The organism is Hymenobacter sp. UYAg731 (genome assembly GCF_054061335.1).
The window spans coordinates 99299-115231 of the sequence record NZ_JBSSEC010000005.1; the positions used below are offsets into that span (position 1 = coordinate 99299).

At 54.0% G+C, this 15933-nt stretch carries 16 protein-coding genes; 5 read left to right on the forward strand and 11 right to left on the reverse strand.

Annotation, left to right across the window (positions count from 1 at the left end):
• The first annotated feature begins 49 nt into the window (after window positions 1-49).
• The 4 genes from ACVWYF_RS16290 to ACVWYF_RS16305 all read left to right on the forward strand — a co-directional run bounded on the left by ACVWYF_RS16290 (window position 50) and on the right by ACVWYF_RS16305 (window position 3477).
• The gene (locus tag ACVWYF_RS16290) at window positions 50-1360 is read left to right on the forward strand and encodes an ABC1 kinase family protein (protein ID WP_457069894.1); all 1311 of its coding nucleotides are present in this window, start codon (window positions 50-52) and stop codon (window positions 1358-1360) included.
• 88 nt (window positions 1361-1448) lie between these two features.
• A complete protein-coding gene (locus ACVWYF_RS16295) occupies window positions 1449-1994 on the forward strand; it encodes a hypothetical protein (RefSeq protein ID WP_457069896.1) in 546 nt (181 codons plus the stop codon).
• Between the two features lie 41 nt (window positions 1995-2035).
• On the forward strand, window positions 2036-2908 hold the full coding sequence (locus ACVWYF_RS16300; RefSeq protein WP_457069898.1) for a dienelactone hydrolase family protein: 873 nt from the start codon (window positions 2036-2038) through the stop codon (window positions 2906-2908).
• 98 nt (window positions 2909-3006) lie between these two features.
• Window positions 3007-3477, forward strand: a complete 471-nt coding sequence (locus ACVWYF_RS16305) for an Mpo1 family 2-hydroxy fatty acid dioxygenase (protein WP_457069901.1) — start codon at window positions 3007-3009, stop codon at window positions 3475-3477.
• A 39-nt stretch (window positions 3478-3516) separates the two neighbouring features.
• Here ACVWYF_RS16305 and ACVWYF_RS16310 read toward each other — a convergent pair whose 3' ends face one another.
• The 6 genes from ACVWYF_RS16310 to ACVWYF_RS16335 form a co-directional block, all read right to left on the reverse strand.
• The gene (locus tag ACVWYF_RS16310; RefSeq protein ID WP_457069903.1) at window positions 3517-3933 is read right to left on the reverse strand and encodes a hypothetical protein; all 417 of its coding nucleotides are present in this window, start codon (window positions 3931-3933) and stop codon (window positions 3517-3519) included.
• A 98-nt stretch (window positions 3934-4031) separates the two neighbouring features.
• Window positions 4032-5405: a helix-turn-helix domain-containing protein gene (locus ACVWYF_RS16315; RefSeq protein ID WP_457069906.1), complete on the reverse strand. Its 1374-nt coding sequence runs from the start codon at window positions 5403-5405 to the stop codon at window positions 4032-4034.
• Between the two features lie 44 nt (window positions 5406-5449).
• The gene (locus tag ACVWYF_RS16320) at window positions 5450-6166 is read right to left on the reverse strand and encodes a phenylalanine-4-hydroxylase (RefSeq protein WP_457069908.1); all 717 of its coding nucleotides are present in this window, start codon (window positions 6164-6166) and stop codon (window positions 5450-5452) included.
• Between the two features lie 558 nt (window positions 6167-6724).
• On the reverse strand, window positions 6725-7039 hold the full coding sequence (locus ACVWYF_RS16325; protein WP_457069910.1) for a hypothetical protein: 315 nt from the start codon (window positions 7037-7039) through the stop codon (window positions 6725-6727).
• 194 nt (window positions 7040-7233) lie between these two features.
• A complete protein-coding gene (locus ACVWYF_RS16330) occupies window positions 7234-7827 on the reverse strand; it encodes a hypothetical protein (protein WP_457069912.1) in 594 nt (197 codons plus the stop codon).
• A 297-nt stretch (window positions 7828-8124) separates the two neighbouring features.
• Complete coding sequence (locus ACVWYF_RS16335) at window positions 8125-9384, reverse strand: hypothetical protein (RefSeq protein ID WP_457069914.1); 1260 nt, start codon at window positions 9382-9384, stop codon at window positions 8125-8127.
• Window positions 9385-9642: 258 nt separating this feature from the next.
• Between ACVWYF_RS16335 and ACVWYF_RS16340 the strand changes: the two genes are divergently transcribed.
• Window positions 9643-10212: a hypothetical protein gene (locus ACVWYF_RS16340; protein ID WP_457069916.1), complete on the forward strand. Its 570-nt coding sequence runs from the start codon at window positions 9643-9645 to the stop codon at window positions 10210-10212.
• Between the two features lie 141 nt (window positions 10213-10353).
• Here the strand turns inward: ACVWYF_RS16340 and ACVWYF_RS16345 are convergent, their stop codons facing one another.
• The 5 genes from ACVWYF_RS16345 to ACVWYF_RS16365 form a co-directional block, all read right to left on the reverse strand.
• Window positions 10354-11697 carry a tyrosine-type recombinase/integrase gene (locus ACVWYF_RS16345; protein WP_457069918.1) on the reverse strand — a complete coding sequence of 448 codons (1344 nt, stop codon included), beginning with the start codon at window positions 11695-11697 and terminating at the stop codon, window positions 10354-10356.
• A 348-nt stretch (window positions 11698-12045) separates the two neighbouring features.
• Window positions 12046-13050, reverse strand: coding sequence for a 3-deoxy-7-phosphoheptulonate synthase (aroF, locus tag ACVWYF_RS16350; RefSeq protein ID WP_457069921.1), 1005 nt, complete (start codon window positions 13048-13050; stop codon window positions 12046-12048).
• Window positions 13051-13135: 85 nt separating this feature from the next.
• A complete protein-coding gene (gene trpA, locus ACVWYF_RS16355) occupies window positions 13136-13918 on the reverse strand; it encodes a tryptophan synthase subunit alpha (protein ID WP_457069924.1) in 783 nt (260 codons plus the stop codon).
• 86 nt (window positions 13919-14004) lie between these two features.
• Entirely contained in the window at window positions 14005-15207 is a 1203-nt protein-coding gene (gene trpB, locus ACVWYF_RS16360; RefSeq protein ID WP_457069926.1) for a tryptophan synthase subunit beta, read from the reverse strand.
• The gene (locus ACVWYF_RS16365) at window positions 15204-15932 is read right to left on the reverse strand and encodes a phosphoribosylanthranilate isomerase (RefSeq protein WP_457069928.1); all 729 of its coding nucleotides are present in this window, start codon (window positions 15930-15932) and stop codon (window positions 15204-15206) included. The genes trpB and ACVWYF_RS16365 overlap by 4 nt, the downstream gene beginning before the upstream one ends.
• Between the last annotated feature and the right edge of the window lies 1 nt (window position 15933).

A 15933-nucleotide genomic window follows, 5' to 3' on the forward strand; every position in this document is an offset into this window, starting at 1 on the left:
CGACAAACACCTGACGATTCGGGCGGGGGCAAGCCCCGCCCCTACCCTTATGTCCGACGAACCCCAAACTTCCCTGCCGACCACCAAGGTGGCCCGCGCCGCCCGCTTTGCCAAAACCGGCTTCAACGTCGGCACCAATTACATAAAGCATTACGCCAAGAAGGCCGTGGGCGCGGAGTCGACCACCGAGGACCTGCACGCCGCCAACGCCGCCGAACTCTACGGCACGCTGAGCGAGATGAAAGGCTCCGTGCTGAAAGTAGCTCAGATGCTGGCCATGGAAAAAAACATGCTGCCCACGGCCTATGCCGACCAGTTTGCCAAAGCCCAGTACTCGACCCCGCCCCTGTCCGGCCCGCTGGTAACCAAGGCTTTTCGTGATGCGTTTGGGAAGTCGCCCTACCAACTGTTTGATGAGTTTGAGCCCGAGGCGCGGCAGGCGGCTAGTATCGGGCAGGTGCATTTTGCCCGCAAAGACGGCAAAGAGCTGGCCGTGAAGGTGCAATACCCCGGCGTGGCCGACAGCATCAAGTCGGATATCCGGCTGGTGAAGCCCATTGCCCTGCGCGTGATGGGCCTAAGCGAAGCTCAAGTGCGGCCTTATCTGGAAGAAGTCGAAACCCGTTTGCTGGAAGAAACCGACTACAAACTGGAGCTGCGGCGCGGCCAGGAAATCGCGGCCAGCTGCCAGGGACTGCAGCATCTGGAGTTTCCGGCTTACTATCCCGAACTTTCCACGGCCCGCATTCTGACGATGGACTGGCTGCCTGGCCAGCACCTCAAGGAGTTTCTGGCCACCAACCCCAGCCAGGAAATCCGCAACCAAATCGGCCAGGCGCTGTGGGATTTCTACCAGTTCCAGTTCAACACTCTGCACCAGCTGCACGCCGACCCGCACCCCGGCAATTTCCTGATGCGGGCCGACCACGGCGGTACCCTCGGCGTACTCGATTTCGGCTGCGTGAAGGACGTACCAATGGACGTGTATCAGCTGTTCAAGGACCTGCTGGCTCCCGAAACCTTCACCGACGGAGCCCGCCTCGAAGCCCTGCTCACCCAGGCCGGCGTACTCCGCCCCGATGATGCGCCCGCCATGCGTGCCCTCTACCTGCGCACCCTACGCGTGTCGCTGGAGCTGGTGGGCCGCCCCTTCCGCCAGGCTACGTTCGACTTCGGCGACCCGGCATACATGGCCGCCCTCTACGCCCTCGGCGATGACCTGATGGCTGACCCCGAGCTGCGCAAGCAGCGCGAACCGCGCGGCTCCGCGCATTTTATCTATTTGAACCGGACCTACGTGGGCCTATTTGCGCTGCTCACGGAGTTGGGCGCGTCAATTGAAACCGGGATTCCGGCGTAGCGCGAACTTTTAGTTCGCGTCCCCGCGCCGTTAAAGCAACTCGAACAGTGCCAGGACGCGAACTAAAAGTTCGCGCTACCTTGCCCTCATGAACCTCCGAACCGAGCTGCTGCGGGAACACTCGGCGCGCCAGACCCAGCGGCTGGCCGACTACGCCTGCGCCCATCCCACGGCCCTGGCCGAGCTGCTCCAACTATTCTGGTACGGCCAGGAGCGCGAGCGCCAGCTGGCCGCCGACGTGTTGGGCTGGGTGGGCCAACGGCGGCCCCAATGGCTGGTGCCCCACCTTCCGGGCCTGCTGGCCGCCGCCCAGCCCAGCCCGGAGCAGCACCCGGCCGTGCGGCGGGCCGTGGCGCGGGTGCTGCAATTTGTGCCGGTGCCCGAAGAATGGCAGGCCCTGGCCTTCGATGCCTGCCTGGCGATGTTGCGGGCTCCCCGCGAGCCGGTGACCATGCGGGCCTACGCCCTCACGGCCGCCGCCCGCCTGGCTGGCCCCTACCCCGAGCTGGCCGCTGAAGTAGTGGCTACCGCCGAAACGGCCCTGCGCACCACCAAATCGGCTGCGCTGCGCAGCCGGGCGGCGCGCGAATTGCCGAAACTTCGCAACATTTTGCGGGAAGTTTTGCCGGGTTAGCTGTTGGGTAGGCTCATTCGTTTCAATTCTTACCAATCTCCATGAAAAAGTTACTTACCCTCGGCGCTGCGCTGCTCGGCCTCACCTTCTCGGCTTCGGCCCAAAAGATGGCCAGCTGCTGCGCCCGCCCCGCCGGCAACCTGTCGGCCTCGGCCACCGAAGCCTTCGCCATGCTCGCCACCGACAAGGATTTTTCGGGCGGCCACGATGCGCCCCTGCCCTATTCCTATGCCGGCGAGGGCAAGATGATTGAATTCAAAACCCCGGACGGCACCTCCGGTCACGGTTTCGAAATTAAGAGCGCCAAGCCTTCGAATAAATACCTGTTCGTGATTCACGAGTGGTGGGGCCTGAATGACTACATCAAGAAAGAAGCCGCCACTTTCGCCACCGAAATGCCCGATGTCAACGTCATCGCCGTGGACCTTTACGATGGCAAAATAGCCACCACACCCGATGAGGCCGGCAAATACATGGGCGAGGTGAAAACCGAGCGCGCCACGGCTATCCTCAAAGGCGTGGAAATGTACGCCGGCCCCAAGGCCCTGTTTGCCAGCATCGGCTGGTGCTTCGGCGGCGGCTGGAGCTTGCAGGAAGCCCTGCTCGGCGGCAAGCAAACGGTGGGCTGCGTGATGTACTACGGCATGCCCGAGAAGGACGTGGCCAAGCTCAAAAGCCTGAACTCCGACGTGTTGGGCATTTTTGCCAGCCAGGATAAATGGATTAACCCCGAAGTGGTGGGCCAGTTCAAAAAGGACATGACCGCCGCCGGCAAAAGCGTTACCATCGAAAGCTACGATGCCGACCACGCCTTCGCCAACCCTTCCAACCCCAAGTTCAACAAGGAATACGCCACCAAAGCCCACGGCCAGGCACTGGCCTACCTGCGCGGCCGCTTCAAGCTGAAAGCATAAGTTTTTGGTTTGAAACAGAAAAGCCTTCCCAATCGGGAAGGCTTTTTTTGTGCTAAATTGTTGGCCGATACGCCCTTTTTTTCAGAGTTCTCACCGTCATGGCCCCGCTCACCGCCCTCCTTGCCGAATACGGCGAAAGCCACCAGAACCCCACCAACAAGCTGGTGCATTGGGTGTGCGTGCCGCTGATAATGTTCTCGCTCATCGGCCTGCTGTGGGCGGTGCCGGTGCCAGCGGCCATCCAGCGCATCAGCCCATGGCTGAACTGGGGCACGCTGGTGATGGCCCTGGCCCTGCTCTACTACGTGCGGCTGAGCGGACGGCTGGCCCTGGGCATGGTGCTGGTGTGGGTGGCCATGGCGCTGGCCCTGCGCGTGGTGGCGGGCGCAGCAGTACTACCGCTGTGGGGTATTTGCCTCATCATTTTTGCGCTGGCCTGGGTGGGCCAGTTCTGGGGCCACAAGGTCGAAGGCAAGAAGCCCAGCTTCCTCAAGGACCTGCAGTTTCTGCTGATTGGGCCGCTGTGGCTGCTGCATTTCGTGTACCGCCGGCTGGGCTGGGGGTATTAGCCGCGAAAAACACAATATCCGTATTAGATTGTCAATCATCTATTTAACCGCAGCTCCGGTCGCAGATACCGGCTCGTAGGTCATGGCTAGCTGCCGGGTATCGCCGGAAACGGTGAGGTCGAGCACGGCTTGCTTGGGGCTGGGGTTGAGCAGCACGGCCGTAGAGCCGTCGGCGAAGCGGAGCACGCCGCGTTGGCCTGGGGCCAGGGTAGCTTTACCAAAAATGCCGCCACCCCGGGGCCGCTCCCGAATCTCGACGGATACCGGGCCGACGTTGTGCGCCACCACCCGGAAAGCGCCGGGCTGCCCGCCCCCCAGAATAAACTGCTTGCCCGCCTCGATGAGCAGGTGCGAATGAATGGTGCCCGCGAAGCCGAGCAGCGGCAACAACACGGCCGCGATAAGGCCCACTGGCCGGACCCTTTGGCCCGCCGATGGTCGAAACAGATTTTTCATGGGAGTTGGTTGGGGGATTGGATTGGTGAAGTGATGCCCCAAAAGTCCCCCGGCTAAACCCAGCCCGCGCTCCAACTTACTATCTGGGCCGTCCCGGCTTATGATTTGGGCCGCATCACCTCGCCCGGCGTGCGGCCGGTGAGCTTTTTGAACACCCGATTGAAGGTGGACTTGGAGTTAAAGCCCGACTCCAACGCAATGCCTACCAGCGAGTAATGCCCCAGGCGCGGGTCCTGCAGCTTGCGCTCGGCTTCGGCCACGCGGTAGCTGTTCACGAAGTCGTTGAAGTTCTGCCCGCAGCCGGTGTTGATGACGTGCGAGAGCAGCGAGGTGTTGGTACGCAGGCGGTGGGCCAGCTCAGCCAGGGTGAGCTCGGGCTCCAGCCAGGGCTGTTCTTCGGCCATCAGAGCCAGCAGTTTGGCGCGCCACGGGTGCAGCTCGGGGGCCAGCGCATCGGTGGTGGCCTCACCTGGCGCAACGGCCTTGGCCGGTTTGGTAGCGCCAGCCGCCGTCTTGGGGGCGGCGGCAGCGGGAGCAAGTGGCAAATCAGCAACTGAGGCGGCTTGAATTGCTGGCTCAACCGAGGGTAGTTCACGGGCTGAAGCGGGTCCGGCGGGTAATTCAGCAGAACCCGGTGGGCCGGAGACGAAGGAAACCCTGGCTGCGCCAACGGATTCGGGTGCGAAGCGCAACGGGTTGACAGCCGAAAAGTTAGCCTGTAAACCGACGATGCTCAGGTAGTAAATCAGTGCGCCGTTGGCGAAATAGGCGTACCAATAGTCGCCGTAGCCCAGCGGACCAATGGCGCGGTTCACCACCTCAAATCCCACCCACAGCACCAACCCCAGCAACGCGGCCACCAGCAAATCGCGCAGCCCCCGAAACCGCAGCCGTGCCGTGTCCGAAAAGTTGTCGTCGAGGTAGCGGCGGTAGCGGCGGAAAAGCCGCAGCGTGGCCAGCCCGTAGCCGAACATCAGGGCATAACCGAGCCACTGGACAGGCACACTCAGGCAATCGAGAAAGTTGGCCGCTGCGCCTTTCGTGCCGAAGTGGTAGGGCAACTCCTGGCCGTGCAACGCCCGGCTCCAGCCCAAATCGTAAAGCGCGGCGGCCGCGTACAGGCCCGCAAACAGCAGCCCCGGTGCCAGGTGCCCCCAGTGCTTCCGCAGCTCAAATTCCTGGTTGGTGAGGCTGCGGAAGTACAGGTAAAACGCCGGCCCCCAAGCCAGCCAGGGCCGCCACGGCACGTAGAACATGGCCGTGGAATAGCCGTCGTGGCTGTCGTACCAGCCGGCATAGCCCAGCATCCACTGGGCCACGGGCAGCACGTTCAGCAGCAGCATCAGCGCCAGCAGCCCGTCGGGCAATGCACCGAAGCGGAAATTCCGAATCAGCAAATGCGCCGCCAGCACCAGGCCCGGCACCACAAAAGGCAGCAGCAATCCGCTGTGCGCACCAAATTGAAACAGCATGCCGCGAAGCTAGTGCATATAGCCATGCTTCGCTCACTATTCCCTTACCCCAGTGCCAGCATGCCGGCCAGTTCGGCCACGCATTCGGTGAGCTGCTCCCAGGCGGGCAGCATGAAATACTGGTGCTGGTAGCGGGCACCGGTCACAGGCGTGCGCAACACGGTGGCCAGGTCGAAGGCCGGGCGCGGAGTCAACTCGTTCACGCAGTGGTGGATTTCGCCGGCCGACGACAGCAGCCCCGCCCCGTAGAGGTGCGGCTTGCCCTCATGCTGCACCATGCCAAACTCAGCCGTGAAGAAGTAGAGTGCCCACAGCTGCTCCCGCGCCGGCGAGCCTTCCGGCTGGGCCACGTAGGCCTGCCCCAGCTCATGCAGAAAGTTGGCCAGGCCCTCATCAAGCAGCATGGGTACGTGCCCGAACAGGTCGTGGAACAAGTCCGGCTCGGGGCTGAAATCGAACGCCTGCATGGACCGGATGCGCGTTACAATCGGAAACTTCCGCTCGGCCAAAAGGGCGAAAAACGCGGCCGGCTCAAACGGGCGGCCCACCGGGGCCAGCTGCCAGCCGGTTTCGGCCTCCACCGTGGCGCTCAGCTCCCGGATGTCGGGGATGGATTCGCGCCGCAAGCCCAGCCGGGCCAGCCCTTGGCTGAACGCCGGCACGGCCCGCCGGTGCAGCAGCGCGGTTTGGCGGTCAAACAGCATCTTCCAGATAAGCTGGTCCTGACTGGGGGTGGCGGCGGAGCTGGGCTTGGTAAACATGGCGTAACGATTAGGGAATGCGGGGGTAAAACCGGGCGAAAAAAAAGCCCGATATCCTGGCGGAATTGGGGTAACAGTTAAAATAGTGCCTCTATTTGCTTTAAAAGCACTTTACTTTAGTCAAATTATGCACTGTCACAGTTTTTATGTCTTTTTCTGTGACAGTGGCAAGGTAAAACAGTGACAGAGGTAGTAAGTGTAAGAATATGATTTTAACAAGTTTGGCGGGGCGTGGTGCGCCCGCTCCCTATCTACTCAAATATACTCATAACCGCACTGATTGGCAAGGAATAGCGAAAGGTTAATAGCATCATAAGCTACACAGTGGCTCACCAGTATTACATACAGTATCTTATATACTTGATTTACATCAATAACGGGGCTACACGGCAAGCGACCGGCTGAAAGGTCTAGATACCTTGCCCGTAGTATGATAGCGGCGTGTTGGTGCCTTTCTAGTGCCCGTTCATAATCTATTCTCACTTTATTGAAGGGTGTTAACAAGTACACCCCGCTGTGAGGCAGGGAGCTTATTAAGTGAGAAGTTATTAAATCAATTTATTCATTGTCATTCACTGAATCAGTAGCAGCAGCAGTAACAGTAGTGCTTGCTAGTACGATATTCCAAACGGGTTTATCAGTTGGTGCAACATCAAGGTTAAGTTTAGCAGGAATAACCATTTTAACGAGTTTTAAATACGCATCGCAGTAATCCTTTGGACTAAGTGAGTGCATATGTTGAACAAATAGCGCGTGATTATCGGCAAGCAAATCAACTAGTTTATTAGCCAGTGGCAATGTGATAGTTTTTTTACGTCCCGGTTTGCTCCCTTTTCGCTGCAAGTTGTTAAGGGAGAGTGAATTATAAGGCATAGTAATTATTATTATTTTTGGTATCTATAATTTATCGGTAAATGTTGAAATATTGTGTCTCTGTATTGAAGCATTTACTAGTATATTTTTGATTAAAAGTGATTGCTCACTGCTGAAAAAACTATGACTAAAAACAGCAGCGAGCAATTGATTGAGGGAAACCATATAAAACCTCCCAACCGTCACTTTTATTATTAGCGACCCGTTTCGGTGGTGCGCTTTTTAATCGCAGAAACTAGGTCATCAATACGTAGCTCATTATCAAATGTAGTATTGATAATATCACCGCTAAGGAGGTTCCACTTATTACCCGAATCAATATTCATCATTGCTTTATGTAGCGCCAGCACTGCGTTATAAACGGATTCCTCAACTTTACTGAGAGTGATAATAGCACGGTCAAGCGCTGCCTTACCGGATTGATTTACAATGAATTGTGAAATCTTTATATCGTATGAAATAAATTGTAATTCTTTGCCGAACTCAGTGCCCAGATACTCATCAACTTTATTGGTGAGCGATTGTAAACAGGATTTGGTTTGCTCACAATCGGGCATAGTGACGGACAAATCAATACCAGCGTTTTGATATTGAATGAAATTGGGCAGCGTAGATGCTTTGTCATACTTGTGCTGACGTAGTACGGTGGCTGTTTCCACGTCAACCACTGGTATACCGTTTACATATTGAGAAGCGGTTTCATTTAGTTTAATTTGGTTAAAGACTTTAACTAACTCACTCAATTTAAAATCAAGGGTGTTATAATATTTAAGTTTCAATTGTTGCATACAGTTTTATTGTTTTATTATTATACTTATTTAAAGCAGAATGCTAAGTTTTGTTTACTGGTTTTCGTGATTATTTTCGTGATATTCAAGATTATTTTACAGTTAATAATATGAGAACATTATTAACTGTATACACCCGCTTTTCGCTCTGCCCTTGGGGGGCAGCGAAGCGTAGTTACTTAGGTTTATACTTGTCATTTAATTAACAGTTGGTATTTTGTTTACTCTTATTAGAGGGAATGAAAAAGGAGCTACCGAAACGGTAACCCCTTACATTACTAAAGTAACGTCCCCTCGTTAGTTCAAGTAATCTTCAAATAAGCCGACCGTATTGCTCTCACTCACACCAATAGTAGAAACTGGCTTAATTTTCAGTTCCTTAATCACTTGGTTGTAATACTCAAGTAGCCCCTCACTCTTTGCCACATCATATGCAGCCGTTAGTAAAGAAGTAACCGAAGTCTTTTGATAAGTACGAATAGTGGCTTTAATATAATTCTTCATTTTGTTTTTATCTCGTTTTTTTGATTGCGTGATTGTATTGTTATATAGTACGTTGGTTATAGCAGAAAAGTCAATCAAGTTTACGTCAGTACACCGATTAATCCGTTCGTTATCAGTCATTTTAAATTGACAAAGACTAGCCAACACCGTTTTGAATATAGAAGTAAGCGCCGTAGTATTGGTAAAGTCAGCGGCGGCAATTAGCAACTCTGATTTGACTGTTTCTTTGATGTAACTGGTATTTTGTTCACTATTATTATAGCAAAGCTTTTCGTATTGGTATTGCGTAATGACTTTACCGGTCTGATTGTGCCGATACTGAGTAATATAGCGTTTCAAAGCAGTGTTAGTAAGCGCTATTTCCATACGATACACATCGGCTGTAATATCCAACCCATTAGCAGCGTGAAAAGTGGTAATATAGTCTTTGTGATTACCGGTTTCTAATATTTCTAACGATTTATTATAAATCTTTAACTTTTTATCAGATTTTCCAATATAAAGGGTAGGCGTTTCGTCACCATTACGGTATTCCTTGGCAAACTTTGTAATACTATCCAGTTTCTTAACCCCACCTTTCAAAAAGTAATTAGTTTCATCCCTGAAATAATGGTAGAAGTTACTTAATAGATTAGTATTTGTATCTAATGCAATTTCCAAACGGGTAATATTATTGATTTCAAATCGGAATGCTGATAGTACCTTGTTGAGCAACGGCAGAAAGTCAGTATACAATACTGAATTATCAACCTTTAGCTTTACCAAATCATTTTCATTTTCATATAATTTGGTCCGATTCATTAAAAGTGTGCCAAATTGTAATTTGTTAATGGTAACAGTATAACACAAGTGGTAATTACGGTCAATGCATTGTACACGCTCCAACACCACGCCGTTAGCGCAGTAGCTATCAAATGAAGTTGAAGGTGTTAGACTAGAAAAATGGGTAGTTGCATCAGTGGTGAAGATAGAAGTGTTAGAATCTGCTGGCTGTGTCAACATTAACTCTAACTTATCAAGGTTAATAGTGTATAGGGTTGCTAGGGGAAGCATATAATATGGGTTATTTTTTTATGTCATTCTATATATTGTAAGATGAAAGTGGTATTTTGTTTACTCTTATTAGAGAATATTATCAGATATTTTTATACACTCAAATATTCTCACATTAAGCCTACGCGTATTTTCGCATTAGAGCCCCCATACGCTTGGCAGGCATCAAACCCTAGTAGGTGCCGCTTCGCGGCCCGTTAAGGCTCACAGAAAGACTAAAACTGCGTATCTTGCCTGCTTACTCACACGGCACAGACAATGGCAGTAGACAGCGGATGGATAGTAGCGGGCAGTTCGTTGGCAACGATACTGGCAACGGGGCTATTCAGCATTTGGTCAAAACGAATTGATGCTAAACAGAAAGTCAACGAGCACAAGTTAACTATTCGGGCTAGTTATGTAAATAAAAAGATAGATGCAGGAATAGATTTTGTTAGCAAAACAACTATCAGAATCAATAACCATTATTTAATCACAGTATTTTGTAAATATCTTATTGAGAACAGAGTATTTAACAAAGAATACTATGATGCTATTGTTGCTTCAAGAAATAAGCAAAGAGAAACTAATCTAAGCAACAGTTTTTCTCCGCATTCATTCTTTGATATTGTAAACCTCAATGAAGAGGCAAACAAACTAATACTTGAATACAATAGTCACCAAATTATTTTATCAGATTACCTTAAATCGGAAGGTGATAATGAATACACCTCTGATATTGACACAATAGTTAGAAAGAGTCTTGAAATAAATGAGAATATAATCAAAGTATATCAAATAATGAACATATCTGTAAGAACAGAGCTTGCAAAGTATGACATACTATAACATTGCTGTGAGTCACTAGAAACAATTTAGTGGCACCGTTGTAGCTCTAGCGGCTTAGAGTCTCTTAGAAGTCACGAAACAGGGCAAAAAGAAAGGATAACCGGTGCTGGCTATCCTTTCACAATCACGGCGCGGGTACTGCTAGTTAAACACGTTGGCAAGTTCCTGTTTTGTATTTGCATCCTTTGAAGCGTAATCCATTGTTTGTGCTAATGAGTGGTGACCAACCCAACCCGAAATAACAGCCGGATTTGTCTTAGCAATCAAACACAAGTTAACAAACGTGCGCCGTGCTGAATGTGCGCCTAATTGCGTGTATTTGGGTTTCGGAATGGTGTCCGTTTTGCTGCCTGAAAACTTTACTACGGTTACGTTTTCGCGCATAGTTGGTATTTGCTTGCAGACCGATTTGATTACCGTTCTGAAATACTTATCATCCATTTGAGGCAATTGATAATCGCTCTTATCTGGGTTTTCAGGTAAAGGGGCATCGTACAAAGCAAGTATTTCTTTTGCTTTGTTACTGAGTGGAATCTTTACTAGGGTGTCCGTTTTCACGTTTAACACTTCTACTACGCCGTTCTTTACATTGTCTTTGGTAAAGTTGCGGTCGGACCACCGTAAACCCGTATGACAGAGCAATACAAAGATGTTGCGTACATCATTTTGCATTTTTGTTAACGGTAATTCTTCTAATTGCCGTAATTCATCTTTAGTAAGAAATACAACCGTTGGATTACGTTTTACTTTAATCGCTTTGTATTTGCGGAATGATTCGGGATTTTTCAGTTTATCAGAATACGCATTAGCAACACCTTTCACACGTACAAGCATTGTGCGTATGGTTGCGGATTTCTTATTCTGACCTAATAGATAGGTCTGAAAATCATTCAATGTTTGTTCGTTTACTTCATTGAATTTAATACCACGATTCCACTGATTCAAATTGTGAATTAATACATCGTAAACCTTTTTTGAGGAATCGCGCAAATCATTTGCTTTATCATCGCGGTAATTCTTAACGTAATCAGTCAGCAAATCATCTTGACCCAAATCAAACGCGTTTTCTAGCTCAGCAATATCACGTTTAGTAGTAATTACCTCCGCTTCTAAATCGGCAAGTTTCACCCGTAGTTTATCCAGTGCGGTTTCAACCTTGGCGATTGTTTTAGGTGCCTTGGCTTTATTGTCGGCACGTTGCTTTAGCATCGCGTCGTACTCCTTTGCGAGTAGTTCCGTAGTTACAGTGTCTTCGCACCGTTCCACCGTGCGCAACACCTTTTCAAAGTCATTATACATCGCTTGAATCTGCGCGTTCCATTCAACGTGTAACGGGAGCTTGCTGGATACCTTGCCAGTAGCCTTGTTAAAGAGTGCTGGCAGCACGTTTACCCCGGTGCTACGGGAGAACCCTAAGCAGCGCACCGATACGCCCCAATCGGCTCCTTTGCCCGTTTTCCGCTGGATATAGCTGATTTTGTACATTTTTGTGTTTGGCGTTTGCCGTTAAGTGCTTGATTCACACAAGTTACAACACGCAAAACACTGTCACAACACTGTCATAGATTAAAAGAAAAAACCCTCTTTACGCTATCGTAAAGAGGGTTTTTAGTTGATAGCCCTAATTCCTTGCGGATTCGGGCTTTTGAAAGTTTCTAGAGAAGTTCGGGTGTCATGCCTCGTCTTCCGTTAGCGCCAATCGCAGCCCGTACCCGCCCTGTTTGGGGGCGGTCATTAGGGTGTTAATGCAATTGACGAATTGGTGGCGCATGAGTGAGACGAATTTAGGAACCGATTTCGAAAATGCAAGCATTTGCCCACATTAATTTTTCTTTATTCAAGTTCCTGGCGCAGCTGGTACACGCGCCGCAGATTACGAATTAAACGGGCCGATTCATCGAAGTCCAGCGTCTGCGCCCCATCCGAGGCGGCGGTTTCGGGGGTTTCGTGGGTTTCGTACACGATGCCGTCGGCCCCGGCCATCACGCCGGCCAGTGCCATGGTGGGCACGTACTCCCGAATGCCGATGCCGTGCGAGGGGTCGACAATTACCGGCAAATGGCTCTTGGCTTTCAGGATGGGCACCGCATTCAAATCCAAGGTGTTGCGGCTGGCCGTTTCAAACGTCCGAATGCCGCGCTCGCAGAGAATTAGCTTCTCGTTGCCGCCCGAAAACACGTACTCGGCCGAGGACAGCAATTCTTCAATTGAGCCCGAGATGCCGCGCTTGAGCAGCACCGGCTTGTCCACGCCACCCAGGGCATCAAGCAGGTTGAAGTTCTGGGTGTTGCGGGCTCCCACCTGAAACACGTCCACGAAATCGTGCATCTCCTCCACCTGCGACACCTGCATGACTTCGGTCACGATTTTGAGGCCGCGCGCCCGGGCCATGCGGTGGAAATCGCGCAGCCCTTCCAGCCCCAGCCCGCGGAAGGCGTAGGGCGACGAGCGGGGCTTGAATACGCCGCCGCGCATCAGGCGCACGCAGTTGGCCACGAGGTGGTCCATCACCTTTTCCATCTGGGCTTCGCTCTCGATACTGCACGGTCCGGCGCAGATGGCCAGCGAGTTGCCACCGATGGTCACGCCGTCGCCGAGGTCGAGCACGGTGGGCTTCACGCGCCATTTGCGGCTCACGAGCTTGTAGTCGTCGCTCACGCGATGCACGTCGCGCACGCCCGGCAGCTGGCCGATGGCGCGAATGTCGAAGTCCTTCTTGCCAATGGCCACCAGGTAGTGGGCGTGCTGGGTGGTGACTTCGGTGGCTTTATAGCCCTGCTGCTTCAGGTGCTCGGTGATGGTGGCTACCGAGGCGTTTTTTTCGAGTTGAATTATCACGGAATTGGTCGAAGAAAAAGAACGTCATGCTCATCTGGCGTCCGCGCAGCCGAAGCATGACGTTCCTTAGATTTAAAAGTATTGATTACTCCTGCTTGATGCCCCGCACAAAATGCGCCGCCGCCGCCGGCGCATCCTCTACGCCTTCCAGCGCCTGGATGAGGGCCGAGCCGATGATGGCTCCTTCGGCGTGCTGGCAGGCGCGGTCGAAACCGGTTTTATCGGCGATGCCGAAGCCGATGAGGCGCGGGTTGCGCAGCTTTAGGGCGGCAATGCGCTCGAAGTATTGGGTCTGCTCCTCGGCGTTGGGTAGCGTGGTGCCGCCGGTGGTACCGGGGCCGGAAACGAGGTAGAGAAAGGCTTCGGAGAGGCTGTCGAGGCGACGGATACGCTCTTCCGAGGTTTGCGGGGTGATGAGGAATACTGCTTTCAGGCCGTACTTCTTGAAGGTTTCCTGATAGAATTCCTCGTATTCAGCGAGCGGCAGGTCGGGCAGGATAAGGCCGTCGACGCCCACGGCGGCGGCCTGGCGGCAGAACTCCTCCACACCAAACTGCATCACCGGGTTGAGGTAGCCCATGAGGAGCACCGGCGTTTCGGGCACAGCCGCGCGCAGGCCTTGCAGCTGCTCGAACAGCACGGGCAGGTTCATGCCATTGGCCAAAGCTACCGAGCTGCTGCCCTGAATAACCGGGCCATCGGCCAGCGGGTCGGAAAAGGGCATCCCGATTTCGAGGATGTCGGCTCCGGCTTCCACCAGCGCTTTGGCCAGCGGAATGGTGTCGTGTAGGCGGGGGTAGCCGGCGGTGAAGTAGGTATTGAGCAGGTTGTGCTTGCTCGCAAAGGCGTTGGCTATTCGGTTGTTCATAGGTGTGTTTTTACCGCAGAGGACGCAGAGGTGTTCGCAGAGGACGCGCATCTGCGAATACCTCTGCGTCCTCTGCGGTGAAAAAATCAAACGAGCTTGTCCATGTTTTTGAGGTAGGTCTCCAGGTCCTTGTCGCCGCGGCCCGATAGGTTCACCACCACCACGTCGTCCGGCCCAGCGCCCAACTGGCCGAGGGCGGCAAGCGCGTGGGCTGTTTCCAGGGCCGGAATGATGCCTTCGAGGCGGCTCAACTCGCTCACGGCCGTCAGGGCTTCGTCGTCGGTGATGGCAATGAATTCGGAGCGGCCCACCGCGCCCAAATAGGCGTGCAGCGGCCCGATACCGGGGTAATCGAGGCCTGCGCTCAGCGAATACGGCTCGGTAATCTGGCCGTGCTCGTCCTGCATCAGCAGGGTTTTGCTGCCGTGGATGATGCCCGGCGTACCGAGTACCGACGTGGCCGCCGAGTGCCCCGAGTGAATGCCGTGCCCAGCAGCTTCCACCGCAATCAGGCGCACATCCGGCTCATCCAGAAAGTGGTAGAACGCACCGGCCGCGTTGGAGCCGCCGCCCACGCAGGCCACCACGAAATCGGGCAGCCCGGAGCCGGTTTTTTCCAGTAGCTGCTTACGCATCTCTTCGCTGATAACGGCCTGCAGGCGCGCCACCAAATCGGGGTACGGGTGCGGGCCAACCACCGAGCCGATGATGTAATGCGTATCAATCGGGTTGGCAATCCAGTCGCGGATGGCTTCGTTGGTGGCGTCTTTCAGGGTTTGGCTGCCGCTTTCGGCGCGGCGCACCTCGGCCCCGAGCAGGCGCATGCGGGCCACGTTGGGGGCCTGGCGCTCCATGTCGACCGCGCCCATGTACACCACGCAGGGCAGGCCCATGAGGGCGCACACGGTGGCCGTGGCCACGCCGTGCTGCCCGGCCCCGGTTTCGGCGATGATGCGCGTTTTGCCCAGCCGCTGAGCCAGCAGAATCTGCCCCACGGTGTTGTTAATTTTGTGCGCGCCGGTGTGGCAGAGGTCTTCGCGCTTGAGAAAGATGCGCGTATTGTACTTGGCCGACAGACGCTTGGCCTCGAACAGCGGCGTGGGCCGGCCCACGTAGTCGCGCAGCAGTGCTTGCAACTCGGCCTGAAACGCGGGGTCGGCCATGATTTCCAGGTACTGCGTGCGCAACTCCTCCACGTTGGGATAGAGCATTTCGGGCACGAAAGCGCCGCCGAACTGGCCGTAGTAGCCACGGGCCGTAGGCTGTTGGTATGAAGTAGTGGGAGTCATATGGATGGGGCGCCGGGGCGCAGTTGGGTAAGCATTTGGGCCAGGCGGCCAGCATCTTTCACGCCCGGCGCGGTTTCAAAACCACTGTTCAAATCGACGCCGGCCAAGCCGGGCAGGCGCAGGGCCGCCAGCTCGGCGGCGTGTTCGAGGCCCAACCCGCCGGCCAGGAAATAAGGCACGGGCAGGTTGTAGGCTGACAACAAATTCCAGTCGAAAATGGCCCCGTTGCCGCCGGGCGCAGCTCCTTTGGTATCGAAGAGAAAGTAGTCGCAATACGGCACGTAGGGCAGCAGAGCGGTAAAGTCAACCGCCTCCCCTACCGGAAAAGCTTTCATCACCAGCAAGCCGGCCTCGTTCAATTCCTCGCACTGCGCGGGCGTTTCGTGGCCGTGCAGCTGCACGGCGGCAAGGCCGAACCGGTGCGCCGTGGCGAGGATATTTTCGGTGGTTTCATTCACGAACACGCCCACTTTCCAGATGGTGGGCGGCAGGGCGCGCACCAGTTCCGGGGCCAGGGTCGTGCCCACAAAGCGGGGCGACTTCGGCGCGAAAATGAAGCCCAGAAAGTCCGGCTCCAGCGCGGCGATTTCGGCCAGGGCCGCCGCGTCGCGCATGCCGCACACCTTCACCAGCAACCGGGCGGACGCGGCGGCGCCCGGCACCGTGGCACCGGGCACGCCAGCGGCCAGGGCCAAAGCAGACAGGTTGGGGCGGGGCGTTTTCATG

Coding starts and splice junctions, on each gene's coding strand:
- ACVWYF_RS16365 (WP_457069928.1), bottom strand. CDS start 15,932: ATGAAAACGCCCCGCCCCAACCTGTCTGCTTTGGCCCTGGCCGCTGGC.
- ACVWYF_RS16315 (WP_457069906.1), bottom strand. CDS start 5,405: ATGCTGTTTCAATTTGGTGCGCACAGCGGATTGCTGCTGCCTTTTGTG.
- trpB (WP_457069926.1), bottom strand. CDS start 15,207: ATGACTCCCACTACTTCATACCAACAGCCTACGGCCCGTGGCTACTAC.
- trpA (WP_457069924.1), bottom strand. CDS start 13,918: ATGAACAACCGAATAGCCAACGCCTTTGCGAGCAAGCACAACCTGCTC.
- ACVWYF_RS16300 (WP_457069898.1), top strand. CDS start 2,036: ATGAAAAAGTTACTTACCCTCGGCGCTGCGCTGCTCGGCCTCACCTTC.
- ACVWYF_RS16325 (WP_457069910.1), bottom strand. CDS start 7,039: ATGCCTTATAATTCACTCTCCCTTAACAACTTGCAGCGAAAAGGGAGC.
- ACVWYF_RS16345 (WP_457069918.1), bottom strand. CDS start 11,697: ATGTACAAAATCAGCTATATCCAGCGGAAAACGGGCAAAGGAGCCGAT.
- ACVWYF_RS16295 (WP_457069896.1), top strand. CDS start 1,449: ATGAACCTCCGAACCGAGCTGCTGCGGGAACACTCGGCGCGCCAGACC.
- ACVWYF_RS16310 (WP_457069903.1), bottom strand. CDS start 3,933: ATGAAAAATCTGTTTCGACCATCGGCGGGCCAAAGGGTCCGGCCAGTG.
- ACVWYF_RS16330 (WP_457069912.1), bottom strand. CDS start 7,827: ATGCAACAATTGAAACTTAAATATTATAACACCCTTGATTTTAAATTG.
- ACVWYF_RS16335 (WP_457069914.1), bottom strand. CDS start 9,384: ATGCTTCCCCTAGCAACCCTATACACTATTAACCTTGATAAGTTAGAG.
- ACVWYF_RS16340 (WP_457069916.1), top strand. CDS start 9,643: ATGGCAGTAGACAGCGGATGGATAGTAGCGGGCAGTTCGTTGGCAACG.
- ACVWYF_RS16305 (WP_457069901.1), top strand. CDS start 3,007: ATGGCCCCGCTCACCGCCCTCCTTGCCGAATACGGCGAAAGCCACCAG.
- ACVWYF_RS16290 (WP_457069894.1), top strand. CDS start 50: ATGTCCGACGAACCCCAAACTTCCCTGCCGACCACCAAGGTGGCCCGC.
- ACVWYF_RS16320 (WP_457069908.1), bottom strand. CDS start 6,166: ATGTTTACCAAGCCCAGCTCCGCCGCCACCCCCAGTCAGGACCAGCTT.